A 23,971-nucleotide genomic window follows, 5' to 3' on the forward strand; every position below is an offset into this window, starting at 1 on the left:
GGCCCGCCTCGGCCGCCAAACCGCCCGCGGCGGCCACCCCCAGGGCGCCCTCGTAAAAGGCCGCCGGCGCCGCCCGCTCCCCGGCCGCCCGCCCCTCCCGCCTTGCTTCGCAAGGCGCGCACCCCGCGACAGGTCAGAATGTATGGGTGCAGCTCGATCAGATCTTCAGTCCCTCTGTCCAGCACACGCTCGATGTCATCGGCATCTTCGTGTTCGCCATCTCCGGCGCCCTGCTGGCCATCCGCAAGAACTTCGACGTCTTCGGCATGGCCGTCCTCGCCGAGGTGACCGCGCTGGGCGGCGGGCTGTTCCGTGACCTGATCATCGGGGCGGTCCCGCCGGCCGCCTTCACCGACCTCGGGTTCTTCGTCACTCCGCTGCTCGCCACGGTCATGGTCTTCTTCCTGCACCCTCATGTGGAGCGCATCCAGGCGGCGGTGCTGGTCTTCGACGCGGCCGGACTCGGCCTCTTCTGCGTCACCGGCACCACCAAGGCGTACAGCCACGGCCTCGGTCTCACCGCCTCCGCGACCCTGGGCCTGGCCACCGCCGTCGGCGGCGGTGTGCTGCGCGACGTGCTGGCCAACGAGGTGCCCTCGCTGCTGCGCTGGGACCGCGACCTGTACGCGGTGCCCGCGATCGTCGGCGCCGGCATGGTGGTGCTGTGCATCCGCTTCGACGCGCTGACCTCCGTCACCAGCGGGCTCGCCGCCGCCGTCGCGTTCGCCCTGCGGCTGCTGGCGATGAAGTACCACTGGCGGGCGCCGCGCGCCTGGAACCGCCGCTCCACCGTGACCGAGGAATGACCTGTTCGGCCGGCCCCTGTTCATCTGGCCGAAACGCCACAAGCTACCGCTTAGTAATGGGCTGTTGTACCGTTCACCCATGCCAGAAGCAGCCTCCGTCCCCGCCACCCGAGCCGTGATCGGCGACAGCGAGTTCGACCGCGACACGGCGGTCGTCCGGCGCGCGCCCGGCATCTACGACGCCGACCTCTCGGCAGGCTGGACCATCGTCAGGGCCGTCAACGGCGGCTATCTGCTGGCCGTGCTGGGCCGGGCCCTCGCGGACACCCTCCCGCATCCGGACCCGTTCACCGTCTCAGCGCACTATCTGACAGCCTCCCGGCCCGGTCCGGCGGTCATCCGCACCGAGACCGTGCGCACCGGCCGCACCCTCTCCACCGGCCAGGCGTCGCTGTTCCAGTACGACGCCGAGGGCAACGAGGTCGAGCGCATCCGTGTCCTCGCCTCCTACGGCGACCTCGCTGCCCTGCCGGACGACGTGCGCACGACGGCCACCCCGCCCGCGATCCCGCCGCCGGAGCGGTGCCTCGGTCCCGAGGACGGCCCGGCGCCGGTCGACGGCAGCTCGGCCATCACCGAGCGGCTGACGCTCAGGCTGGACCCGGCCACCGCCGGCTGGGCGGTCGGCGCGCCCTCCGGCAAGGGGGAGATGCGGGCCTGGTTCGGGCTGGCCGACGGCCGGGACGCCGACCCCTTCTCGCTGCTGCTCGCGGTGGACGCGCTGCCGCCGACCGCGTTCGAGATCGGGCTCACCGGCTGGGTGCCCACCGTCGAACTGACCGTGCATGTACGGCACCGGCCCGCGCCGGGTCCGCTGCGGGTCTCCGTCACCACCCGGAATCTCGCCGGCGGCTTCCTGGAGGAGGACGCCGAGGTCTGGGACAGCGAGGACCGGCTGGTCGCGCAGTCCCGCCAGCTCGCCCGCGTCCGGCTGGGCTGAGCCGCGCGTTCCTCAGGGCGCGGGTGCGGGTGCGGGGGCGAGGGCGGGGGCCGGGTCCTGGTCCTGGTCCAGCCAGTGCCTGCTGCCGAGGGTGATCAGGCGCAGCTGCCGGACGGCCAGCCGGGTCACGCGCTCCCACTCGCCCCGGGGGGCCTCCAGCGCCTCCAGGAAGAGCTGGGCCGTGATGAGCATCTGGTCGACGTAGAGATGCGCGAGCATCGTCAGGTCGTCGTCCCCCCAGCCCTCCGACGCGCGGTCCTCGGCCAGTTCGGCCTTCACCTCCTCGGTGAAGCGCGCGAGCTGGTCCCGGATGGCCTCGCGCACCGGCTGCACCCCGCCGTGCCGCTCGCGGGCGATGAAGCGGACGTGCGCCGGGAAGGCCCGTACGTGCTGGTCGATCAGCTCGACCGCGCGGCCGATGCGTTCCTCGGAGTCGTTCGCCGCCGACACGGTCGGCCCCACCATCGGGTGCAGGCTGCCCAGCGCCTCGTCGACCAGGGCCACCCCCAGATCCTCGGTGGAGCGGAAGTGCCGGTAGAACGCGGTCGGCGCCACCCCCGCGGCGCGGGTCACCTCGCGCAGCCCCAGACTGCTCAGGCTCTGCTCCTCCAGCAGCTCCAGCGCCGCGTCCAGGAACGCCTGACGGGTCTTCTGCTTCTGCGCCTGCCGGATGCCGAGGGTGTGACTCATGTCATCCAGTCAACAACTGTTCTCCGGAATTGGAAAGCCGTGCGAGGGTTAGACTCGGACTCAGTGAACAAGTGTTTCTACAACTGTTCACCGAGTCGTCCCTGAGGGGGATCGAAACCATGCTGTTCCTCGTCGCCGCACTCATGCTCCTCGGTGTCGCGCTCGGCACCGTGGCCCACGTACCGCTGCCGGTCAGTGCCGCCCTCGCCGCCTCGATCGGCGTCTGGCTCTTCGTCTTCGCCGTCCGCGAGCGCCACGGCCGCCGTCGCACCACCACCCGCTGACCCGCCCGCCCGCACCGACCACCAGGAGCTGAGCACCATGCGTCTCACCGCACCTGCCGCCGGTCACGTCCCGGCGAGGCCGCGCCCGCGCGACGCCGACGGCATGGCCGTCGCGTCCTTCGTCCTCGGGCTGCTCGGGCTGCTCGTCCTCAACCTCTTCCTGGGCCCCGTCGCCATCGTCCTCGCGGGCGTCTCCCTGTGGCGCGGCACCCGCCGCCGGGGCCGCGCCTTCCTCGGCATGGCCCTCGGCGTGGCCGACCTCGTCGTCCTGGTCTGCGCCATGCGGCTGACCGACACCGTGTCCTGGAGTCTGTGAGGAACCGGCGCCGGCACCGGCACCGCACCGGCACCGGGCCGGGTCCGCCTCCGCGAGGCCCGTAGAATCGGCGTCACCATGGCTTACCTCGACCACGCGGCCACGACTCCGATGCTCCCCGAGGCGGTGCGGGCGCTGACCGCCCAGCTGAGCGTCACCGGCAACGCGTCCTCCCTGCACGCTTCCGGCCGCCGGGCCCGCCGCACCGTCGAGGAGTCCCGTGAAACCCTCGCCGAGGCCCTCGGCGCCCGCCCCAGCGAGGTGGTGTTCACCTCGGGCGGCACCGAGGCCGACAACCTCGCGGTCAAGGGCCTGTACTGGTCCCGCCGCGCCGCCGACCCGAACCGGACCCGGGTGCTGGCCAGCCCCGTCGAGCACCACGCCGTGCTGGACGCGGTCCACTGGCTGAGCGAGCACGAGGGCGCCACCGTCGAGTACCTCCCCGTCGACGCGTTCGGCCGGGTCCACCCCGAGGTGCTGCGCGAGGCCATCGCCCGCGACCCCGACGATGTCGCGCTGGCCACCGTGATGTGGGCCAACAACGAGATCGGCACCTTGCTGCCGGTTCGTGAACTCGCCGGTGTGGCCGCCGAGTTCGGGGTGCCGCTGCACGCCGACGCGGTGCAGGCGTTCGGCCAGGTACCGGTCGACTTCGCCGCCTCCGGGCTCGCCGCGATGACCGTCTCCGGCCACAAGATCGGCGGCCCCTACGGCATCGGCGCCCTGCTGCTCGGCCGCGAGCACAGCCCCGTACCCGTGCTGCACGGCGGCGGCCAGGAGCGCCATGTCCGCTCCGGCACGCTGGACGTGTCCGCCATCGCCTCCTTCGCGGTAGCCGGACGCCTCGCCGCCGAACGACAGGAGTGGTTCGCCCACGAGATCGGCGCCCTGCGCGACCGCCTTGTGGAGGCCGTACGCGCCGCCGTCCCGGACGCCCTGCTCGGCGGCGACCCGGCCCCCGGCGGCCGGCTGCCCGCCAACGCGCACTTCACCTTCCCCGGCTGCGAGGGCGACTCCCTGCTCCTGCTGCTGGACGCCCAGGGCATCGAGTGCTCCACCGGCTCCGCCTGCACCGCGGGCGTCGCCCAGCCCAGCCACGTCCTCCTCGCCACCGGCACCGACCCCGACCTGGCCCGCGGCACCCTGCGCTTCTCGCTCGGCCACACCTCCACCCAGGACGACGTGGACGCCGTCGCCAAGTCCATCGGCCCCGCAGTGGAACGTGCCCGCGCGGCCGGGCTCGTCTAGGCCGGGGTCTTCGCGGCCGACGTCCTGTCGAGCGCCGTACGCGCACCGCGCGCCAGGCGTATGTAGCGGTCCCAGTCCCAGTGCGGGCCGGGGTCCGTGTGGTCGGTGCCCGGCACCTCGACGTGGCCGATGATGTGCTCGCGGTCCACCGGCATGCCGTAGCGCGCGCATATGGCGGCCGTCAGGCGGGCCGAGGAGGCGTACATCGCGTCGGTGAACGACTTCGGGTCGTCCACGAAGCCGACGTGCTCGATGCCCACACTGCGCTCGTTGAAGGAGCGGTTGCCCGCGTGGAAGGCCACGTCCAGCTCCCGGATGAGCTGGGTCACCCGGCCGTCCGCGCGCACGATGTAGTGCGCCGCGGCCTGGTGCGCCGGGTCCTGGAAGACCTTCACCGCCGACGCGTACCCGCCCTGGGTGACATGGACCACCACCCGGTCCACCGGGTAGTCGTCCGGGCGGTCCGCGTGCCGGTAGTTCGCGGGGGAGGCCGCCACCCAGCGGGCGCCCGCGAAGTCCACCGCGCCCGGCACCCGCGCCCGCTCCACGCCCGGCAGACGCCAGTACAGCCGCGCCAGCTCGTCGTGCGCCAGTACCGCCGCCCCCGCCGCGGCCACCGCACCGCCGACGATCAGCGCGCGCCGGCCCAGTCTGCGATCCCCGTCGTCCATCTCCACCCCGTACGCCCCGATTCCGCCGAACCCCTCCTGACCACCAACGCACACCCGGCGTTCCCGGTTCCCGCCGCCCCGTACCCTGGAAGGGCTATGACTGAGACCTCGCCGCGCCCCCTCCGTGTCCTCGCCGCCATGTCCGGTGGCGTGGACTCCGCCGTCGCCGCCGCGCGTGCCGCGGAAGCCGGTCACGACGTGACCGGTGTCCACCTCGCGCTCTCCGCGAACCCGCAATCGTTCCGTACCGGAGCGCGGGGCTGCTGCACCATCGAGGACTCCCGCGACGCCCGCCGCGCCGCCGACGTCATCGGCATCCCGTTCTACGTCTGGGACCTCGCCGACCGCTTCCGCGAGGACGTGGTCGAGGACTTCATCGCGGAGTACGAGGCCGGCCGCACCCCCAACCCCTGCCTGCGCTGCAACGAGAAGATCAAGTTCGCCGCGCTGCTGGACAAGGCGCTCGCCCTCGGCTTCGACGCGGTCTGCACCGGCCACTACGCCAAGGTGCTGGTCGACGCGGACGGCAACCGCGAGCTGCACCGCGCCTCCGACATGGCCAAGGACCAGTCCTACGTGCTAGGCGTACTGGACGACCGCCAGCTCGCGCACGCCCTGTTCCCGCTCGGGGACACCGTCACCACCAAGGACGAGATCCGCGCCGAGGCCGAGCGGCGGGGCCTGGCCGTCGCCAGGAAGCCCGACTCGCACGACATCTGCTTCATCGCCGACGGCGACACCCAGGGCTTCCTCGCCGGCCGGCTCGGCAGGGCCGAGGGCGACATCGTCGACGAGGACGGCAACCGCCTCGGCACCCACGAGGGCGCGTACGGGTACACCATCGGCCAGCGCAAGGGCCTGCGCCTGGGCACGCCGGCCCCCGACGGCAAGCCGCGCTACGTTCTGGACATCTCCCCGGTCACCAACACCGTCACCGTCGGCCCCGCCGCCGCCCTCGACGTCACCGCGCTCACCGCGATCAAGCCCCGCTGGTGCGGCACCGCCCCCGAGGGCCCCGGCACCTACACCGCCCAGCTGCGCGCCCACGGCGGCGAGACCGAGGTCGGCGCCGAACTGGTGGACGGCGAACTGCGCGTCACCTTCACCGAGCCCGTCCGGGGCGTCGCCCCCGGCCAGGCGATCGTGCTGTACGACGGCACGCGCGTGGTCGGCTCCGCGACCATCGCCACCACGACCCGCGCCACGACCGCCACGGTCTGAGCCAGGCACCCGGCGGGGCGCACGTCGGCTGGGCGCACGTCGGCTGGACCAACGTCCGCCGGGCTCACCCCGGCCGGCCTCACGTCGGCCCACCCACCCTGCCCACCCCGCCCGGACCGCCCAGCCCGCCTCAGCCCGTGAAGAAGTCGGCCAGTACCGGTGCGAGGGCGGTCGGCTCCACCGCGTGGGTCTGCCCCTCCAGGACCGCGTACGTCCCGTCCGGCACCGCCTCCGCGACCACCCGGGCGCCCTCGCGGACCCACTGCGCGCTCACGCTGCCCGCGATCGACAGCACCGGCACCGGGACCCGGGCCGGCAGCTCCGCCGGGAGCAGCCCGTCGCCCATCAGGGCCGCGTCGTGAGCGAGGCTCGGTGCGAGCAGTTCCAGGCCCGGCCACATGGGGGACTGGCGGGCCCGCTGGATCATCTCCTCGGCCAGCCCGGTCAGCCGCAGGAACAGCTCCGCCGCCGCGCCCCGGTCGCCCGCCGCCAGCGCCACGTCCAGGGCCGCCGCGTACGCCACCTGCCGCTCCGGGCCCTCCGGCAGGAAGTCGTTGAACGGCACCTCGTACACCGCCAGCCGGGTGACCGGCAGGCCGCTCGCGGCCGCCAGCAGCGACAGCGCGCCGCCCGACGACACCCCGAACAGTGCCGCCTCGCCGCCCACGGCCGCCGTCAGCGCGGCCAGATCCTCCACCTCGCGCTCCACCGCGTACGGCACGGTGTCACCGCTCGCGCCCCGGCCCCGCCGGTCGTAGACGACTGCCCGGCAGCGGTCCGCGAGCGCCGCCGCCAGCGGGGCGAGCGTGAGCCCGGTGGACATCGCGCCGCTCACCAGGATCACCGTGGGCCCCTCGCCGGTCACGCGGTACGCGAGAGAGGTGCCGTCGAGGGAAGTCGTCTTCTTGTCCATGCCCGTGGAGACTGCCGTACGGCCGCCGCGCTCACCGGTCGCGACACGGCGCGCCGTGCGGTCAGGCCACTTCGGGGCCGTAGAAGCAGTAGTGGTCCTTGATCCGGGCCACCTCCGGTTTCGGGTCCGGGTACGCCCACACCAGGTCGGGCGCGTCCGGCAGCGACCAGTAGGACGCGGTGCCCTTGAAAGGGCAGTCGGTGCGGGTGTCCGACGGGGTCAGCAGTTCCAGCCGGACGTCCTCGGCGGGGAGGTAGTACCGGGGCGGACAGCCCGTCTCGTGCAGGACCAGGGGGCGATCGGTCTCCGCGAGCAACTGGCCGTCGTGTACGACGCGCACATGCTGCTCGCCCTCTTCGATGGTGATCGTGTGTCCGTGTGCCATACCTGGACAGCGCGCGCGGGGCCGCCGATGTTCCCGCGTACCGTGGGCGGCGTGAACATCTGTGTCTTCCTCTCCGCCGCCGACCTCGACGAGCGCTACACGACCCCCGCGCGGGAGTTCGGGAAGCTGATCGGCGAGAGAGGCCACACGCTCGTCTGGGGCGGCTCGGACTCCGGTCTGATGAAGGTCGTCGCCGACGGCGTGCAGGAGGCCGGAGGCAGGCTCGTGGGCGTCTCCGTGGAGTTCCTGTCGGCGGTCGCCCGACCCGGCGCGGACGAGATGCTGATCGCCGCCGACCTCGCCGAGCGCAAGAGGCTGCTGCTGGACAGGGCCGACGCCGTGGCCATCATGGTCGGCGGCACCGGCACCCTGGACGAGGCCACCGAGATCCTGGAGCTGAAGAAGCACGGCCGCACCACCAAGCCCGTGGTGCTGCTCAACACCGCCGGCTTCTACGACGGCCTGGAGCAGCAGTTCCGCCGCATGGAGGCCGAGGGCTTCCTGCCGCGCCCGCTGTCGGAGCTGATGTTCTTCGCCGACAGGCCGGCCGCCGCCCTGGCCCACCTGGAGGAGTCCCTCACCACGGGCTGATGCGACCATGGCGGGCATGGCTACTCATGTGATCACCGGTGCCGGGTCCGGCATCGGCGCCGCCGTCGCCCGCCGTCTGCACGCGCGCGGGGACGACCTCGTACTGCACGCGCGCGACGCGGCCCGCGCCAAGGAGCTGGCGGCCGAGTTCCCCGGCGCCCGCACCCTGGTGGGCGACCTCGCCGACCCCGGCCGGCTGTCCTGGGCCTTCTCCCACCAGTCGCTGCCGGACCGCGTGGACTCGCTGCTGCACATCGCCGGGGTCGTGGACCTCGGCGACATCGGTGACCTCACCCCCAAGTCCTGGCACCACCAGCTCAACGTGAACCTGATCGCGCCGGCCGAGCTGACCCGGCACCTCCTGCCCCAGCTCCGCGCCGCCCGCGGCCAGGTCGTCTTCGTCAACTCCGGCGCCGGACTCGACGCCCACGCGGGCTGGTCCGCGTACGCCGCCTCCAAGCACGGGCTCAAGGCCCTCGCGGACGCGCTGCGCCACGAGGAGCACGCGGGCGGCGTCCGGGTCACCTCCGTCTACCCCGGACGCACCGCCAGCCCCATGCAGGCCAAGGTGCACCAGCAGGAGGGCAAGGAGTACGACCCCGCGCGGTTCATCGACCCCGAGTCGGTCGCCGACACGATCCTGCTCGCCCTCGACCTGCCCCGGGACGCCGAGATCAACGACCTGACCGTGCGCCCCGGCCGCTGACGCGCCCGACCGCCGTACGGCATACCCTGCCGGGGTGAGTGAGAAAACCCAGGTCACCTTCCCCGCGGCCACCGGCGTCGGCTCGCTGCCCGGCGAGGACGCGCGCGAGGCAGCCAGGACCGTCACCGGCAGCCTGGAGGACTTCCCGTACCTCGCCGAGCTGCCCGCGCGCGGCCCCGGCGCCGACATGACCGGCCGCACCGCCGGGATGCTCGTCGAGCTGTACGCGCGCGTGGAGCCCAGCGGCTGGCGGCTGTCCGACCGGCCCGGCCGCGACACCCGGCGCGCGCACGCGTGGCTGCGCCAGGACCTCGACGCCCTGGAGGAGTTCACCCAGGGCTACGAGGGCGACCTCAAGGTGCAGGCGGTCGGCCCCTGGACGCTCGCCGCCGCGCTGGAACTCCGTAACGGCGAGGCGGTGCTGTCCGACCCCGGCGCCTGCCGCGACCTCACCGGCTCGCTCGCCGAGGGCCTGCGCACCCACCTCGCCGACGTCCGCCGGCGGGTCCCCGGCGCCCGGGTGGTGCTCCAGCTGGACGAGCCCTCCCTCACCGCCGTACTGCGCGGACAGATCAAGACGGCCAGCGGCTACCGCACCCACCGGGCCGTGGACCGGCAGGTGGTCGAGTCCGGGCTGCGCGAGGTGCTCGGCGCGAGCGGCACCGGTCCCACCGTCGTGCACTCCTGCGCCCCCGATGTGCCGTTCGCGCTGCTGCGCCGGGCGGGCACCGACGCCGTCTCCTTCGACTTCGCCCTTCTCACCGAGCGTGACGACGACGCGATCGGCGAGGCGGTGGAGGGCGGCACCCGGCTGTTCGCCGGTGTCGTGCCGGGGACGGACGGGGCATTGTCAGACCCTGCCGGTAGCGTCATGGGTGTCAGGACGCTGTGGCGCAGGCTGGGGCTGCGACTGGGGCTGCTCGCGGAGGCGGTCACGGTCACGCCCTCGTGCGGTCTCGCGGGTGCTTCCCCCGCCTACGCCCGCCAGGCGCTCGCCCACTGCGTCCGGGCGGCGAGGTCCCTCGCGGACAACCCTGAGTGACGGGAGGACACTACGGTGGCCGGCGACAAGCAAGCGGCGACGACGGCGGTGCCCGCCGAGGCGCGCGAGAGGCACGGGCGGCTCGCGGAGCAGGTCGAGGAGCACCGCTTCCGGTACTACGTGAAGGACGCTCCCGTCGTCAGCGACGCGGAGTTCGACCAGCTCCTGAAGACCCTGGAGGCCCTGGAGGAGGAGTTCCCGGAGCTGCGCACCCCGGACTCGCCCACCCAGAAGGTCGCCGGGTCCTACGAGACCGAGTTCACCGCGGTCGCGCACCGCGAGCGGATGCTGTCCCTGGACAACACCTTCAACGACGAGGAACTCGCCGCCTGGGCCGACCGCATCGCCCGCGAACTGGGCGAGCAGACCTACCACTTCCTGTGTGAGCTGAAGGTCGACGGCCTCGCCGTCAACCTCACCTACGAGCACGGCCGGCTCACCCGCGCCGCCACCCGGGGCGACGGCCGCACCGGCGAGGACATCACGCCCAACGTCCGCACCATCACCGACATCCCCGAGCGCCTCCACGGCGACCGGGTACCCGACCTCGTGGAGATCCGCGGCGAGGTCTACTTCCCGATGGACAAGTTCCTGGAGCTGAACGAGCGCCTGGTCGCCGCCGGGGACAAGCCCTTCGCCAACCCCCGCAACGCGGCCGCCGGTTCACTCCGCCAGAAGGACCCCCGCGTCACCGCGGGCCGCCCGCTGCACATGGTCGTCCACGGCATCGGCGCCCACCAGGGCTTCACCGGCCTGACCCGGCTGTCCGAGGCGTACGGCCTGCTGAAGACCTGGGGCCTGCCCACCTCCCCGCACAACCGCGTGGTCGACGGCCTCGACGGCGCACGGGAGTTCATCGCGTACTACGGCGAGCACCGGCACTCGGTGGACCACGAGATCGACGGCGTGGTCGTCAAGCTCGACGAGATCCGCCTGCAGGGCCGGCTCGGCTCCACCGCGCGCGCCCCGCGCTGGGCCATCGCGTACAAGTACGCGCCGGAGGAGGTCAACACCAAGCTGATCGACATCAAGGTGGGCGTCGGCCGCACCGGGCGCGTCACCCCGTTCGCCCAGGTCGAGCCGGTCACGGTCGCGGGCAGCGAGGTCGAGTTCGCCACCCTGCACAACCAGGAGGTCGTCAAGGCCAAGGGCGTGCTCATCGGGGACACCGTGGTGCTGCGCAAGGCCGGTGATGTCATCCCGGAGATCCTCGGGCCCGTCGCCGACCTCAGGGACGGCAGCGAGCGGGAGTTCGTGATGCCGACGCACTGCCCCGAGTGCGACACCGCGCTGCGCCCGATGAAGGAGGGCGACATCGACCTCCGCTGCCCCAACGGCCGCACCTGCCCGGCCCAGTTGCGCGAGCGGGTCGCCTACCTCGCGGGGCGCGAGTGCCTGGACATCGAGCACTTCGGCGGGGTCGCCGCCGCCGCGCTCACCCGGCCGCTTGGGCCCGCCGACGCGCCCCTGGCGGACGAGGGCGACCTGTTCGACCTGACGGTGGAGAAGCTGCTGCCCATCAAGGCGCATGTGCTCGACCCCGACAGCGGACTGCCCAAGCGCGACCCGAAGACCGGCGAGGAGAAGGTCGTCACCGTCTTCGCCAACCAGAAGGGCGAGCCGAAGAAGAACACCCTCTCCCTGCTGGAGCACATCGAGGCGGCCAAGCGGCGCCCGCTCGCCCGGTTCATCAACGGCCTGTCCATCCGTCATGTCGGTCCCGTCGCCGCACAGGCGCTCGCCCGCGAGTTCCGGTCCGTCGACCGCATCGAAGCGGCCACGGAGGAGGAACTGGCCGCCACCGACGGCGTCGGCCCCATCATCGCCGCCGCGCTCAAGGAGTGGTTCGCCGAGGACTGGCACCGCGAGATCGTGCGCAAGTGGAAGGCGGCCGGGGTCCCGCTGGAGGACGAGACCACCGGCGAGGACGAGGGCCCGCGCCCGCTGGAGGGGATGACCGTCGTCGTCACCGGCACGCTGGAGAACTTCACCCGGGACGGCGCCAAGGACGCGCTGCAGAACCAGGGCGCGAAGGTGACCGGTTCCGTCTCCAAGAAGACCTCGTTCGTGGTCGTCGGCGACAACCCCGGCTCCAAGTACGACAAGGCGACGCAGCTCAAGGTGCCGGTGCTGGACGAGGCCGGATTCGCCGTCCTGCTGGAGCGCGGACCCGAGGCGGCGGCCGAAGTCGCGCTTCCGACCGGGGAGTAGCGATTGAACGCCACCCGTACGGCGCATACCAGATGCATACGGGTGGCCCGTACGCATTCGGGCCACCGTCCACGACCGCTGCCCTAGGAAGCCCTCCGCGGCCTACTGTTGAGGGGTGCGCCCGCCGTGCCCAGCCGCGGCCGGTGCATCCCCGTGCCCGACAGCCGGCACGGGGAAGGGCTTTCCACCGCCGAGCCGCTGACGGTCCTCGGGGCTAGGGCCGCGTGGGGTGGGCACCGCCGGCTGTGAGAGGGACGGGTATGGAACCGACCGAGAGCGTCGCCCCCGGCTCACGGCAGCGCCCGCGCCGCCGCGCGGGCGCGTGGCGGGGGAACCGGTGGACCGGACGCGGCAAGGACCGCGCGGGGCCGAACCCGGGCGCCGACGGCGTCGATCCGCACGCGGCGGTGCCGCTCACCACCGACCGCACCCCACCACAGGACCCCCAACAGCGGCTGCGGACACCAGCGTTGCCCGCCGCGGCGGCCGCGCTGGCCCTCGGCGCCGGACTCTACGGCGCCTTCACCGGCGGCCACGCGCTCTTCCCCGCCGGCCCGGCCGGATGGGCGCTGGCGCTGCTCACCGGACTCGTCGTCGGCCATCTCGTCATGCTGGGCCGGGCCCGCTGGGGCGGCGGCACCGCCTCCGGCGCCACGCTCACCCTCGCCACACTGCTGCTGTACGGCTGGGTCCCGGCCGGACTGGTCAGCCTCACCGTCGTCGCCCTGGTCGGCGTGGCCCGGCGCAACTGCTGGCGCCAGGGCCTGATGTACGGCGCGACGGACATCCTCGGCGTCGGTGCCGGAGCCCTGGTACTCGGCGCCTTCGGCCGGGTGGGCAGCGTGGAGGAGCCCTGGCGGCCCGGCGGCTGGGACCTGGGCGCCGTCCCCGCGGTGGTGTGCGCGGCGGGGGCGTATCTCGTCGTCAGCCGGGGGCTGTCGCGGTACTTGCACGCCCCGCGCGCGGGCGGGGTGCCCACCGTCGCCCGTACCGCGCTGGTCCGGCAGGGACTGGTCGCCATCGCGCTGCTCGGCATCGCGCCCCTGGTGTGCGTGGTCGCCGACGCCCGGCCGGTGCTGCTGCCGCTGTTCGCCGTCCCGCTGATCGCGGTGGACTCCACCCTGTGGATGGCGCGGGCCCGCGCGGAGGAGCAGTTGCGCGACCCGCTGACCGGACTGCCCAACCGGCAGTGGCTGCTGGAGCGGATCTGGACCGCGCTCGACGACGCCGAACGCATCGGCGCCCGCTCGGCGTTGATGCTGATCGACCTCGACCGCTTCCGGTCGGTCAACGACACCCTCGGCCATCTCGCCGGGGACCGGTTGCTGTTGCAGATCGCCGACCGGCTGCGGAACGCCCTGCCGCGCGGGGCGGAGGCCGCACGGCTCGGCGGGGACGAGTTCGCGGTCTTACTTCCCGTGGCCGACTCCACCACGTCGGCCACCCGCATCGCGCGCGGCCTGGTCACCGCGCTCGGCTCACCCCTCGACCTCGACGGACTCACGCTCGTGCTGGAGGCCAGCGCGGGCGTCGCCGTCTTCCCCGACCACGCGCTGGACGCCGAGGACATGCTGCGCCGCGCGGACGTGGCGATGTACCAGGCCAAGCGGGACCGCACCGGCGTGGAGGCGTACGAGTCCAAGCGGGACTCCAACACCCCGGACCGCCTCGCCCTGCTGGGCGATCTGCGCCGGGCGCTGGACGCGCACGAGGTCCAGCTGCACTACCAGCCCAAGGTCCGCTTCGACGGCCAGGTGGCCGGCCTGGAGGCACTGGTGCGCTGGGTGCACCCGGAGCGGGGGAAGGTGCCGCCGGACGAGTTCATAGCGATAGCCGAGTCCTCCGGGCTGATGCCGCACCTCACCGAGTACGTCCTGGAGACCGCGCTCGCCCAGGTGGCCCGCTGGCGCGAACAGGGGCTCAGGGTGCCGGTCGCGGTGAACGTCTCCCCGCGCGACGTGCACACCCCCGGCTTCGCCGGTTCCGTCGCCGCCCGGCTGGCCCGGCACGGGGTCCCGGCGGGGGCGCTCCAGCTGGAGATCACCGAGCATGTGCTGCTGGAGGACCCGCAGCGGGCCGCCGACACCCTGGCCGCGCTCGCCGGACACGGCGTGAAGATGTCCCTGGACGACTTCGGCACCGGCTACTCGTCCCTGGTCCACCTGCGGCGGCTGCCGGTCAGCGAACTCAAGATCGACCGCTCCTTCGTGGCCCGGCTCGCGGTGGACGCCGAGGACGCGGCGATCGTCCGCTGCACGGTGGACCTCGCGCACTCCCTGGGCCTGGTGGTCGTCGCCGAGGGCGTGGAGGACGACGAGACCTGGGAGCACCTGCGCGACCTGCGCTGCGACGCCGTACAGGGCTGGCTGGTGGCCGCCGCGATGCCTCCGGAGGAGACCACGGCCTGGCTGAAGGCGCGGGGCCCGAGAGGCTGGCAGCGGCCGCGCGCGGCGCTTCCAGCGGGGGAGTGAGCCGCCGGCCGACCCAGCGGTAACGTTTCATCCCCCCCCGGCCCGTGCTCCGCCCACCGGTCAGCCGAAGGAGCGGCGGTAGGCGTGGGGGGTGACCCCGGTGGTGCGCTTGAAGCGGTCGCGGAAGGCCGTGGGCGAGCCGAAGCCGACCTGGGCGCCGATGCGTTCCACGGACTGCTCGGTGGTCTCCAGCAGATGCTGGGCCTGGCGGACCCGGGCACGGTGCAGCCACTGCAGCGGTGTGGTGCCGGTCTGTTCGCGGAAGCGGCGGATCAGGGTGCGCTTGCTGGTCCCGGCGTGCGCGGCGATGCCGGCGAGGGTGAGATCGGCGCCCAGGTTGTCCCGCAGCCAGTCGAGCAGCGGCTCGAACGCGGAGCCGTGCGGTACGGGCGCGTGATCGTGCACGATGAACTGCGCCTGCCCGCCCTCGCGCTCCAGGGGCATGACGGACAGCCGGGCGGCGTCGGCGGCGACCGCCGAGCCGTAGTCGCGGCGGATCATGTGCAGGCACAGGTCCAGGCCCGCGGCGGCTCCGGCCGAGGTCAGGATCTGGCCGTTGTCGACGTACAGGACGTCCGGGTCGACCTCGATCTCCGGGTGGGCGGTGGCCAGCAGGTCCGCCGCGGCCCAGTGGGTGGTGGCCCGCAGCCCGTCCAGCAGCCCGGTGGCGGCCAGGACGAAGGTGCCCGTACAGATCGAGGCGATCCGCGTGCCCTCCCCGGCGGCCGCCCGCAGCGCGTCACGGACGGCGGGAGCGAGCGGGGCGGCGGGGTCGGCGGTACCGGGCACGATCACCGTGTCGGCGCCCGCGAGGCCCTCCAGGCCCCAGGGCGCGCGCAGGGCGAAGGCACCCGCGTCGGTCTCCGGACGCTCCGCGCACACCCGGATGCGGTAGCCGGAGCGGCCGTCCGGGAGACGGGTGCGGCCGAAGACCTCGATCGGGGCGGACAGGTCGAACGGGATCACCCGGTCCAGCGCGAGTACGGCGACGGTGTGCATGGCACGAACATACGCGCCCACGGAGTGCCATACGCCTGGCCGACCCCGGCTTCCGGCCAGCTCAGAAGCCCTTCGCGCGCGATGGCACTATCCCGTCGCAGGGTGTCCCGAATGCCACTGGGCCGAGAGTCGGCCGGCTGGTTGGGTGCGGGGTGAACCCGGCGCGGACCGGGCCCAGCCCAGCCGGAGGACCCCTTCCATGCACGCCCACACCGTCCCGTTCGACGGCTTCGACCCACTCGACGTGATCGCCCCCCACGAGGTGCCCGCAGGGGAGGCGGGCGAACGGCGGCAGGACGAGCCGGTCCCGGTGGTGCCGGGCCGCACGCCGACCACCGTGCGCCGGCGCGGCCTGGCACCCGTGGGCGTCTGACATGACGAAACTGCTTCTCTCCGTCCACGTACTGGCCGCCGTACTGGCGATCGGGCCGGTCGCCGTCGCCGCGAGCATCTTTCCGCGGGCGCTGCGCGACGCCCACCGCGAACCCGGTGGCCGCGACGCTCTCGCGGGCCCCAGGACGCTGCACCGCATCTGCCGGGTCTACGCGGCGGTCGGCGTGGTCGTCCCCGTGTTCGGGTTCGCCACGGCGCGCGCCATGGGGGTGCTCGGCAGCGGGTGGCTGATCACCTCGATCGTCCTCACCGTGGCGGCGGCCGGCGTCCTGGGCCTGCTGATCCTCCCCGCCCAGGAGGCCGCGCTCGACGCCCCGCCCGGGACACCGAGCCCCGCCGCCCGCCTCGCCATGCTCACCGGCGTCTTCAACCTGCTGTGGGCCACGGTCACCGTCCTGATGATCGTCCGCCCCGGCTCCACCACCGGAGCCTGAGCCGTATCCGGGAAACCGTTTAACGGCGATCCGTCCACGCCCCATAGGATTGGGCCCGAAGCACACGCACTCACCCCAGAGGATCGCTGCATGCCTGGCATCACGCGCGAGGAGGTCGCCCACCTCGCCCGGCTGGCGCGTCTGGAGCTGAAGCCCGAAGAGCTCGACCACTTCGCGGGCCAGCTCGACGACATCATCGGCGCGGTCGCCCGCGTCAGCGAGGTCGCCGACCAAGACGTACCGCCGACCTCGCACCCGCTCCCGCTGACGAACGTCATGCGGGCGGACGAGGTCCGTCCCTCGCTCACCCCCGCGCAGGCGCTCTCCGGCGCCCCCGCCCAGGAGCAGCAGCGTTTCAAGGTGCCGCAGATCCTGGGGGAGGACTAAGAAGTCATGACCGACATCATCAAGCTCACGGCCGCCGAGATCGCCGGGAGGATCGCCTCCGGCGAGCTGACCGCGGTCGAGGTCACCGAGGCCCACCTCGCGCGCATCGACGCCGTCGACGAGAAGGTGCACGCCTTCCTGCACGTCGACCGCGAGGGCGCCCTCGCGCAGGCCCGCGCGGTGGACGCCAAGCGCGCCCGCGGCGAGCGGCTCGGCCCGCTGGCCGGCGTCCCGCTCGCCCTCAAGGACATCTTCACCACCGAGGGCATCCCGACCACCGTCGGCTCCAAGATCCTGGAGGGCTGGCTCCCGCCGTACGACGCGACGCTCACCAAGCGCCTCAAGGCCGCCGACGTGGTCATCCTCGGCAAGACCAACATGGACGAGTTCGCCATGGGGTCCTCCACCGAGAACAGCGCCTACGGCCCGACCGGCAACCCCTGGGACCTCACCAAGATCCCCGGCGGCTCCGGCGGCGGCTCCTCCGCCGCGCTCGCCTCCTACGAGGCCCCGCTCGCCATCGGCACCGACACCGGCGGCTCCATCCGCCAGCCGGCCGCCGTCACCGGCACCGTCGGCGTCAAGCCGACCTACGGCTCGGTCTCCCGCTACGGCATGGTCGCCTTCTCCTCCTCCCTGGACCAGGGCGGCCCCTGCGCCCGCACGGTCCTGGACGCGGCGCTGCTGCACGAGGTCATCGCGGGCCACGACCCGCTAGACTCCACCTCCATCGACGCCCCCGTCCCGCCGGTCGTCGAGGCCGCGCGCAACGGCTCGGTGGCGGGCATGCGGGTCGGCGTCGTCAAGCAGTTCCGCGGCGAGGGCTACCAGGCCGGTGTCCTCCAGCGCTTCGACGAGTCCGTCGAACTGCTGAGGGAGCTGGGCGCCGAGATCGTCGAGCTGGACTGCCCGTCCTTCGACCTCGCGCTGTCGGCGTACTACCTGATCGCGCCGTCCGAGTGCTCCTCCAACCTCGCCCGCTTCGACGGCCTGCGCTACGGCCGCCGCACCGGCGACGACGGCACCCACTCGGCCGAGGAGGTCACCTCCCTCACCCGGGAGGCCGGCTTCGGCGACGAGGTCAAGCGCCGCATCATGCTCGGCACGTACGCCCTGTCCAGCGGCTACTACGACGCCTACTACGGCTCCGCGCAGAAGGTCCGCACCCTCATCACGCGGGACTTCGAGAAGGCGTTCGAGCAGGTCGACGTGATCGTCTCCCCGACGACCCCGACCACCGCCTTCGCGATCGGCGAGCGCGCCGACGACCCGATGGCGATGTACCTCGCGGACCTGTGCACCATCCCGACGAACCTCGCGGGCAACGCGGCCATGTCGCTGCCGTGCGGTCTCGCCCCCGAGGACAACCTCCCCGTCGGCCTCCAGATCATCGCCCCGGCGCTGAAGGACGACAGGCTGTACAAGGTCGGCGCCGCCGTCGAGGCCGCCTTCGTGGAAAAGTGGGGTCACCCGCTGATCGAGGAGGCACCGTCGCTGTGAGCGCACTGAACAAGGCCAAGGGCTTCAAGCAGTCGAGGTCCGGCACGTACCTGTCCATGGCCGGCACCGCGTTCAGCGCGGTCGGCGTGGCCAAGCAGATCAAGAAGGCCCGTTCCGAGCAGGACACCCTGCGCCTGATCGACGCCGCCGTGTCCGCCGTAGCCATCGTCACCGGCCTCGCCATCCTCTACCGCGAGCTGAAGCGGCTGGGCGACGACGACGTCCTGCTGGGCTGAGAGGGAAGTTTTCACCGTGACCACCACGACCGACCTGGTGCCGTACGAGGACGCGCTGTCCTCGTACGACCCCGTCATGGGCCTTGAGGTCCATGTCGAACTCGGCACCCGCACCAAGATGTTCTGCGGCTGTGCGACCGAGCTGGGTGCCGAGCCCAACTCGCAGACCTGCCCGGTGTGCCTCGGCATGCCCGGCGCGCTCCCGGTCGTCAACGCGACCGGCGTCGAGTCCGCGATCAAGATCGGCCTCGCGCTGAACTGCTCGATCGCCGAGTGGTGCCGCTTCGCCCGGAAGAACTACTTCTATCCGGACATGCCGAAGAACTTCCAGACCTCCCAGTACGACGAGCCGATCGCCTTCGGCGGCTACCTCGACGTACAGCTGGAGGACGGCGAGACCTTCCGGGTGGAGATCGAGCGCGCCCACATGGAGGAGGACACCGGCAAGTCGACGCACGTCGGCGGCGCCACCGGCCGTATCCACGGCGCGTCCCACTCCCTGCTGGACTACAACCGCGCCGGCATCCCGCTCATCGAGATCGTCACCAAGCCCATCGAGGGCGCGGGCGAGCGGGCCCCCGAGGTCGCGCGCGCCTACGTCCGCGAGCTGCGTGAGGTCATCCGGGCCCTCGGTGTCTCCGAGGCGCGCATGGAGATGGGCCAGATGCGCTGCGACGTGAACCTGTCGCTGCGCCCGCACGGCCGCGAGAAGTTCGGCACGCGCAGCGAGACGAAGAACGTCAACTCGCTGCGCTCGGTCGAGCGTGCCGCCCGGTTCGAGATCATGCGCCACGCGGCCGTGCTCTCCTCCGGCGGCACCATCATCCAGGAGACCCGTCACTTCCACGAGGACACCGGGTCCACGACCTCGGGCCGCGTGAAGGAGGAGGCGGAGGACTACCGGTACTTCCCGGAGCCCGACCTCGTCCCGGTGGCGCCCTCGCGCGAGTGGGTCGAGGAGATCCGCGCCGCGCTGCCCGAGCTGCCGCTGGCCCGCCGCACCCGCCTGCTGGCGGAGTGGGGCGTCTCGGCCACCGACATGCAGTCGATCACCAACGCCGGTGCGCTGGACCTGATCGTCGCCACCATCGACGCCGGTGCCGACGCGGCCTTCGCCCGCAAGTGGTGGATGGGCGAGCTGGCCCGCAGCGCCAACGAGTCGGGTACCTCGCTGGACGAGCTGGCCATCACCCCGGCCCAGGTCGCCCGCGTCACCGAGCTGGTCGTGAAGGGTGACCTCAACGACAAGCTGGCCCGCCAGGTCATCGAGGGCATCCTCGCCGGTGAGGGCACTCCGGACGAGGTCGTGGAGAAGCGCGGCCTGAAGGTCGTCTCCGACGAGGGCGCGCTGACCACCGCCGTCGACGAGGCCATCGCCGGCAACCCGGCCATCGCGGACAAGATCCGCGGCGGCAAGGTGGCGGCGGCCGGCGCGCTGGTCGGCGCAGTCATGAAGGCCACCCGTGGCCAGGCCGACGCCGCCCGCGTCAAGGAGCTGATCCTCGACCGGCTGGGCGTGAGCGAGGGCTGAGTCCCGCGCCGGACGTGGCCCCGGAGGCGAGTCCTCCGGGGCCATGTTCGATTTCCGGGGGCCGCGACGAGGCACCGGAGGCGCGGGCGCTACGCTCGCCCGCCATGAGTGGACGTACCGATTCCGTCGCCGGACCCGCCGAGGCCGAGGAGGCGGAACGGGCCGGACCCGTCGTCCGGTACGAAGAGGACGCCGACCTCCACGACGAGGCCCGCCGCGCCCGCTGGCTCGCCACCGGCACCGGAGCCCTCCTCACCCTCGCCGGTGCCGCGGCCGCCCTGCTCCGCCTGAGCGGCCCCGCGCCCGCCCTGGTCCCCGCCGCGTACGCCGCCGGAGCCGCCGTCTGCACGGCCGCCGCCCTCCTCGGCGCCCGGGGCCACACCCGTCGTGCCCTCTGGCTGCTGATAGCCGGAACCATGATCATGGCCCTCGGCGACCAGTTCGACTGAGCCCGTGAAAGGCTCGGCCGGAGAACCGGGCGGAAGGAACCACAGCACGATGTACGCGACACCCCTGGGCCAGGACGGCGCCGAACTGCGGCCCCTGGAGGTCTGGCACGCGGCGGAACTCTTCGCCAACATCGACGGCGAGCGCGAGTTCATCGGGCGCCATGTCGGCCTGCCGGACGTGGTGCCCGACCTGGCCGCCGCCCGCGCCTATCTGAAGGGGTACGCCGACAAGCGCGCCACCGACTCCGGCAGCCTGCACGGCATCTGGCTGGACGGCACGCTCGTCGGCGGCCTGATGTTCCGGCTCTGGGACACCGCGACCGGGGTCGCGGAGGCGGGCTGCTGGCTGATACCCGGGGCGGCCGGGCGCGGGCTGGTCACCCGGGGCATGGAGATCCTGCTCGACTGGGCCTTCGGCGAGCGCGGCATGCACCGCGTGGAGTGGCACGCCTCCTCCGCCAACCGGCCCAGCATCAACGTGGCCCGGCGCCTGGGCATGAGCCGCGAGGGCGTGCTCCGCGAGAACTACCCCCACCGGGGCGTGCGCACCGACACCGAGATCTGGGCGGTACTGGCCCCCGAGTGGCACGCGGCCCGCGAAGGCGCTGCGCACAGCCGGCGTTAAGACGCCTCTCAGACTTCGTCCGTACGGTGCCGGTCATGGCTACGAAGACAGCGGAAGACGCCGGGTCCGAGACCGGCGCGCAGCACGACGAGACGGTCACGGAGACCGAGACGGTCACGGAGACCGCCGTGGCGGAGGAAGCCCAGGCACCCGAGCAGCGGGAGGCCGACGAGGACACGGGCGCCACCGAGCCGCGCCGCGCGTCCGGGGTCGGCCAGGGTGCCGGTGCCGTGGTGTCCGCCGCCCTCGGCCTGGTCTCGCTGAGCGGCGGCTGGGTCGGCACCGTCGCCTCGGCCCGCGCCCAGCTCGTGGGCCAGCTCAAGACCTCGTCCCAGGCCGGGGTCGCCCAGCAGATCAAGGCGGTCTACGGCGACGCCTGGCACGCCACCGCCCTGTGGGCCGGCCTCTTCGCGGTGGCCGCGCTGGTCGTGGGCGCGGCCGTGCTCGCCCGCCCCGCGTTCGGCGCGCCGGGCACGCCGCAGGCCCCGTGGATCAAGTCCGTCGCGTGGGGCGGTGTCGCGCTCGGCGTCATCGGCCTGCTCCTGGCCGTGCTGAAGTACTCCGACGCGCTGCTCGGCCTGCCCTCGGCGGGCTGACCGCACGGGCGGGGGCGGTGCCGTACCGCCCCCGTCAGCGGACCCGCAGCTCCAGCAGCCGGTCGTCGCCCTTCTTCGGGTCGCCGCGGCCGTCGGTGTCGCTGGTCAGCAGCCACAGCCTGTCCTTCCCGGCGGGGGCCACCGTGCGCAGCCGGCCGTACTTCCCGTCCAGGAACGCCTGCGGCGGGGCGGACGCCGAGGTGGAGCGCAGCGGGATGCGCCACAGGCGCTCGCCGCGGAGCCCGGCCATCCAGATCACGCCGTCCACGCAGGCGATACCGCTCGGGGACGCGTCGTCGGTGTGCCACTGGGCCAGCGGGTTCTGGAAGCGCCCGTCGGTGCCCTTCCCCTCGGCGGAGGGCCAGCCGTAGTCGCCGCCGGGCTTGATCGCGTTCAGCTCGTCCCAGGTGTCCTGCCCGAACTCCGAGGCGAACAGCCGCTGCCGGGCGTCCCAGGCGAGACCCTGCACATTGCGGTGGCCGTAGGAGTACACCGGGGAGCGGCCGAAGGGGTTGCCCGGCGCCGGCTCGCCCTCCGGGGTGATCCGGAGGATCTTGCCGCCCAGGGACTTCTTGTCCGGGGCGAGATCGCGGCTGCCGCTCTCCCCGGTACCCACGTACAGCATGCCGTCCGGGCCGAAGGCGATCCTGCCGCCGTTGTGGATGCGGCCCTTGGGGATGCCCTTGAACACGGTGTCGGGGGCGCCCAGCCGATCACCGGGGGCCCGCTTCTCGTCGTACCGGACGCGGACGACGCGGTTGTCGGACGCGGAGGTGAAGTACGCGTAGACCATGTGGTCCGAGGCGAAGCCGGGGGAGAGGGCGATGCCCAGCAGGCCGCCCTCACCGGCCGGTTCGACCCCGGAGATCCGGCCCGCCACCGTCTTCCCGCCCGTCCTCGCGTCGATCCGGGTGAGGGTGGCGTCGTCGCGGGAGGAGACCAGCAGGTTCCCGTCCGGCAGCGGGGCCAGCCCCCACGGGCTCCTCAGCCCCTCGGCGACCGTACGCAGCACGCTGACCGAGCCCTCGGCGGGCGGGCCGGTCTCGGCAGGGGACCGGTCCGTCGCGGTCACCGTGCCCCCGGAGGGCGCTGCCCGCCCGTCACCCCCGTCCGAGGAGCAGCCCGCGGCCAGCAGCAACGCGGTCACGGCGAGTACGGCGGGCGCGGTTCGGCTTCGCACGGTCACAGTCCCTTCGCGGGGGGCGCACCAGCACTGCTGACCGGCCAGAGCCGCCCCGTCTCCTGAACTACCCTCCTCGCCATGACCTATGACGTCTGGCTGCCCCTCCCGCCCGAGGAGATCAAGGGCCTCCCCGAAGGCCCCCGCTACCTCTTCTGGAACGGGGGCGACGACGGTGAGCAGGACTTTCCCGGCGATCCGGCGGACTGCGCGCTGTACGTGGTGCCCTATATGCGGCGTCAGCCCGTCAAGACGCGTCCGCTGCGGGCCATGACCGGGCTCCGCGTGATCCAGACCCTCACCGCCGGGGTGGACGACATCACCGCCGGCCTCGGCGAGGTGGCCCCCGGCGTACGGCTCTGCAACGCCAGCGGCGTCCACGACACCAGCACCGCCGAGCTGGCCCTCACCCTCGTCCTGGCCTCGCTGCGCGGGATTCCGGGGTTCGTCCGGGCCCAGGGCGACGAGCATTGGCAAGGCGTGTTCCGGCCCGCTCTCGCCGACCGGAAGGTGCTCATCGTCGGCTACGGCGCCATCGGCTCCGCCATCGAGGACCGGCTCGCGTCCTTCGAGGTGGAGCGCGTGATCCGGGTGGCGCGCTCCGGGCGCACCACCGCGCGCGGGGCCGTGCATCCGCTCACCGAACTGCCCGCCCTGCTCCCGGAGGCCGACGTGGTGATCCTCTCCACGCCCCTCACCGACGAGACCCGGGGCATGGTGGACGCCGGCTTCCTCGCCCGGATGAAGGACGGCGCCCTGCTCGTCAACGTCGCGCGGGGACCCGTGGTCGACACCGGGGCGCTGCTCAAGGAGCTGGAGAGCGGGCGCCTCACCGCCGCGCTCGACGTCACCGACCCCGAGCCGCTGCCGCCGGGCCATCCGCTGTGGCGGGCGCCGGGCGTGCTGATCACCCCGCATGTGGGCGGCGCCAGTTCGGCGTTCCGGCCGCGCGCCGAGCGGCTTCTGGTGGACCAGCTGACCCGGTTCGTGAACCATGAGCCACTGCGCCACGTGGTCCTCACCACCGGGGCGTGAGCCGCCCGGCGCCGGCTCGCGGGCACCCTCCGCGACCCTCCGGGAGCGGTGTGTGCCCGCATAGTCGCTGGTCGTCACGGAGAGTAGAGAAGCTATGTCCCTGAGTGACGA

Annotated in this window: 27 protein-coding genes; 21 read left to right on the plus strand and 6 right to left on the minus strand. The window is 73.1% G+C overall.

Features of this window, described 5'->3' with window-relative positions; genetic code table 11:
* Positions 1–146: 146 nt before the first annotated feature.
* Together ACFWN1_RS14095 and ACFWN1_RS14100 are read left to right on the plus strand one after the other, a co-directional pair.
* Positions 147–806: a trimeric intracellular cation channel family protein gene (locus ACFWN1_RS14095; RefSeq protein ID WP_384361077.1), complete on the plus strand. Its 660-nt coding sequence runs from the start codon at positions 147–149 to the stop codon at positions 804–806.
* Positions 807–885: 79 nt separating this feature from the next.
* A complete protein-coding gene (locus ACFWN1_RS14100) occupies positions 886–1,746 on the plus strand; it encodes a thioesterase family protein (RefSeq protein WP_384361080.1) in 861 nt (286 codons plus the stop codon).
* A 12-nt stretch (positions 1,747–1,758) separates the two neighbouring features.
* On the opposite strand, the gene ACFWN1_RS14105 is transcribed toward ACFWN1_RS14100, so the two are convergent.
* Positions 1,759–2,436, minus strand: a complete 678-nt coding sequence (locus ACFWN1_RS14105; RefSeq protein WP_384361083.1) for a TetR family transcriptional regulator — start codon at positions 2,434–2,436, stop codon at positions 1,759–1,761.
* Positions 2,437–2,555: 119 nt separating this feature from the next.
* Between ACFWN1_RS14105 and ACFWN1_RS14110 the strand changes: the two genes are divergently transcribed.
* From ACFWN1_RS14110 to ACFWN1_RS14120, 3 genes are all read left to right on the plus strand, one after another.
* Complete coding sequence (locus ACFWN1_RS14110; RefSeq protein WP_384361086.1) at positions 2,556–2,720, plus strand: hypothetical protein; 165 nt, start codon at positions 2,556–2,558, stop codon at positions 2,718–2,720.
* 37 nt (positions 2,721–2,757) lie between these two features.
* Entirely contained in the window at positions 2,758–3,036 is a 279-nt protein-coding gene (locus tag ACFWN1_RS14115) for a DUF4190 domain-containing protein (protein ID WP_384361089.1), read from the plus strand.
* A 78-nt stretch (positions 3,037–3,114) separates the two neighbouring features.
* Positions 3,115–4,284 carry a cysteine desulfurase family protein gene (locus tag ACFWN1_RS14120; RefSeq protein ID WP_384361092.1) on the plus strand — a complete coding sequence of 390 codons (1,170 nt, stop codon included), beginning with the start codon at positions 3,115–3,117 and terminating at the stop codon, positions 4,282–4,284.
* Here ACFWN1_RS14120 and ACFWN1_RS14125 read toward each other — a convergent pair.
* The gene (locus tag ACFWN1_RS14125) at positions 4,281–4,955 is read right to left on the minus strand and encodes an N-acetylmuramoyl-L-alanine amidase (protein WP_384361095.1); all 675 of its coding nucleotides are present in this window, start codon (positions 4,953–4,955) and stop codon (positions 4,281–4,283) included. The two genes, ACFWN1_RS14120 and ACFWN1_RS14125, sit on opposite strands and share 4 nt — an antisense overlap.
* Before the next feature lie 96 nt (positions 4,956–5,051).
* Here ACFWN1_RS14125 and mnmA point away from each other — a divergent pair, with 96 nt between their 5' ends.
* Complete coding sequence (gene mnmA / locus ACFWN1_RS14130) at positions 5,052–6,176, plus strand: tRNA 2-thiouridine(34) synthase MnmA (RefSeq protein WP_384361098.1); 1,125 nt, start codon at positions 5,052–5,054, stop codon at positions 6,174–6,176.
* 130 nt (positions 6,177–6,306) lie between these two features.
* Here the strand turns inward: mnmA and ACFWN1_RS14135 are convergent, their stop codons facing one another.
* Both ACFWN1_RS14135 and ACFWN1_RS14140 read right to left on the minus strand, forming a co-directional pair.
* On the minus strand, positions 6,307–7,089 hold the full coding sequence (locus tag ACFWN1_RS14135) for an alpha/beta fold hydrolase (RefSeq protein WP_384361101.1): 783 nt from the start codon (positions 7,087–7,089) through the stop codon (positions 6,307–6,309).
* A 61-nt stretch (positions 7,090–7,150) separates the two neighbouring features.
* Positions 7,151–7,474 carry a DUF427 domain-containing protein gene (locus tag ACFWN1_RS14140; RefSeq protein WP_384361104.1) on the minus strand — a complete coding sequence of 108 codons (324 nt, stop codon included), beginning with the start codon at positions 7,472–7,474 and terminating at the stop codon, positions 7,151–7,153.
* 51 nt (positions 7,475–7,525) lie between these two features.
* Here ACFWN1_RS14140 and ACFWN1_RS14145 point away from each other — a divergent pair, with 51 nt between their 5' ends.
* From ACFWN1_RS14145 to ACFWN1_RS14165, 5 genes are all read left to right on the plus strand, one after another.
* The gene (locus ACFWN1_RS14145; protein ID WP_384361107.1) at positions 7,526–8,065 is read left to right on the plus strand and encodes a TIGR00730 family Rossman fold protein; all 540 of its coding nucleotides are present in this window, start codon (positions 7,526–7,528) and stop codon (positions 8,063–8,065) included.
* Between the two features lie 7 nt (positions 8,066–8,072).
* A complete protein-coding gene (locus ACFWN1_RS14150) occupies positions 8,073–8,771 on the plus strand; it encodes an SDR family oxidoreductase (protein WP_384361110.1) in 699 nt (232 codons plus the stop codon).
* A 34-nt stretch (positions 8,772–8,805) separates the two neighbouring features.
* Complete coding sequence (locus tag ACFWN1_RS14155) at positions 8,806–9,813, plus strand: methionine synthase (protein WP_384361113.1); 1,008 nt, start codon at positions 8,806–8,808, stop codon at positions 9,811–9,813.
* Positions 9,814–9,828: 15 nt separating this feature from the next.
* Positions 9,829–12,024 (plus strand): NAD-dependent DNA ligase LigA, encoded by a 2,196-nt coding sequence (ligA, locus tag ACFWN1_RS14160; RefSeq protein ID WP_384361116.1) that lies wholly within the window; start codon positions 9,829–9,831, stop codon positions 12,022–12,024.
* A gap of 260 nt (positions 12,025–12,284) precedes the next feature.
* Complete coding sequence (locus ACFWN1_RS14165; protein ID WP_384361119.1) at positions 12,285–14,495, plus strand: putative bifunctional diguanylate cyclase/phosphodiesterase; 2,211 nt, start codon at positions 12,285–12,287, stop codon at positions 14,493–14,495.
* A 60-nt stretch (positions 14,496–14,555) separates the two neighbouring features.
* On the opposite strand, the gene ACFWN1_RS14170 is transcribed toward ACFWN1_RS14165, so the two are convergent.
* A complete protein-coding gene (locus ACFWN1_RS14170) occupies positions 14,556–15,494 on the minus strand; it encodes a GlxA family transcriptional regulator (RefSeq protein WP_384361122.1) in 939 nt (312 codons plus the stop codon).
* 199 nt (positions 15,495–15,693) lie between these two features.
* Between ACFWN1_RS14170 and ACFWN1_RS14175 the strand changes: the two genes are divergently transcribed.
* The 9 genes from ACFWN1_RS14175 to ACFWN1_RS14215 all read left to right on the plus strand — a co-directional run bounded on the left by ACFWN1_RS14175 (position 15,694) and on the right by ACFWN1_RS14215 (position 21,645).
* Positions 15,694–15,867, plus strand: coding sequence for a hypothetical protein (locus ACFWN1_RS14175; protein ID WP_384361125.1), 174 nt, complete (start codon positions 15,694–15,696; stop codon positions 15,865–15,867).
* A gap of 1 nt (position 15,868) precedes the next feature.
* Complete coding sequence (locus tag ACFWN1_RS14180) at positions 15,869–16,321, plus strand: hypothetical protein (RefSeq protein WP_384361128.1); 453 nt, start codon at positions 15,869–15,871, stop codon at positions 16,319–16,321.
* 90 nt (positions 16,322–16,411) lie between these two features.
* A complete protein-coding gene (gene gatC / locus ACFWN1_RS14185) occupies positions 16,412–16,708 on the plus strand; it encodes an Asp-tRNA(Asn)/Glu-tRNA(Gln) amidotransferase subunit GatC (RefSeq protein WP_018544665.1) in 297 nt (98 codons plus the stop codon).
* Positions 16,709–16,714: 6 nt separating this feature from the next.
* On the plus strand, positions 16,715–18,208 hold the full coding sequence (gatA, locus tag ACFWN1_RS14190; protein ID WP_384361131.1) for an Asp-tRNA(Asn)/Glu-tRNA(Gln) amidotransferase subunit GatA: 1,494 nt from the start codon (positions 16,715–16,717) through the stop codon (positions 18,206–18,208).
* Positions 18,205–18,444, plus strand: a complete 240-nt coding sequence (locus ACFWN1_RS14195; protein ID WP_086696013.1) for a hypothetical protein — start codon at positions 18,205–18,207, stop codon at positions 18,442–18,444. The genes gatA and ACFWN1_RS14195 overlap by 4 nt, the downstream gene beginning before the upstream one ends.
* A 16-nt stretch (positions 18,445–18,460) precedes the next feature.
* Positions 18,461–19,975, plus strand: a complete 1,515-nt coding sequence (gene gatB, locus ACFWN1_RS14200) for an Asp-tRNA(Asn)/Glu-tRNA(Gln) amidotransferase subunit GatB (RefSeq protein WP_384361134.1) — start codon at positions 18,461–18,463, stop codon at positions 19,973–19,975.
* A gap of 104 nt (positions 19,976–20,079) precedes the next feature.
* On the plus strand, positions 20,080–20,424 hold the full coding sequence (locus ACFWN1_RS14205; RefSeq protein ID WP_384361137.1) for a hypothetical protein: 345 nt from the start codon (positions 20,080–20,082) through the stop codon (positions 20,422–20,424).
* A 49-nt stretch (positions 20,425–20,473) separates the two neighbouring features.
* The gene (locus ACFWN1_RS14210) at positions 20,474–21,049 is read left to right on the plus strand and encodes a GNAT family N-acetyltransferase (RefSeq protein ID WP_384361140.1); all 576 of its coding nucleotides are present in this window, start codon (positions 20,474–20,476) and stop codon (positions 21,047–21,049) included.
* 35 nt (positions 21,050–21,084) lie between these two features.
* Entirely contained in the window at positions 21,085–21,645 is a 561-nt protein-coding gene (locus tag ACFWN1_RS14215; protein WP_384361143.1) for a hypothetical protein, read from the plus strand.
* A 34-nt stretch (positions 21,646–21,679) separates the two neighbouring features.
* Here the strand turns inward: ACFWN1_RS14215 and ACFWN1_RS14220 are convergent, their stop codons facing one another.
* Positions 21,680–22,831 carry a PQQ-dependent sugar dehydrogenase gene (locus tag ACFWN1_RS14220; protein ID WP_384361146.1) on the minus strand — a complete coding sequence of 384 codons (1,152 nt, stop codon included), beginning with the start codon at positions 22,829–22,831 and terminating at the stop codon, positions 21,680–21,682.
* 75 nt (positions 22,832–22,906) lie between these two features.
* Between ACFWN1_RS14220 and ACFWN1_RS14225 the strand changes: the two genes are divergently transcribed.
* Positions 22,907–23,860, plus strand: coding sequence for a 2-hydroxyacid dehydrogenase (locus ACFWN1_RS14225; protein ID WP_384361148.1), 954 nt, complete (start codon positions 22,907–22,909; stop codon positions 23,858–23,860).
* Positions 23,861–23,971: the final 111 nt, after the last annotated feature.

The organism is Streptomyces sp. NPDC058459 (assembly GCF_042721685.1).
Lineage (GTDB): Bacteria > Actinomycetota > Actinomycetes > Streptomycetales > Streptomycetaceae > Streptomyces.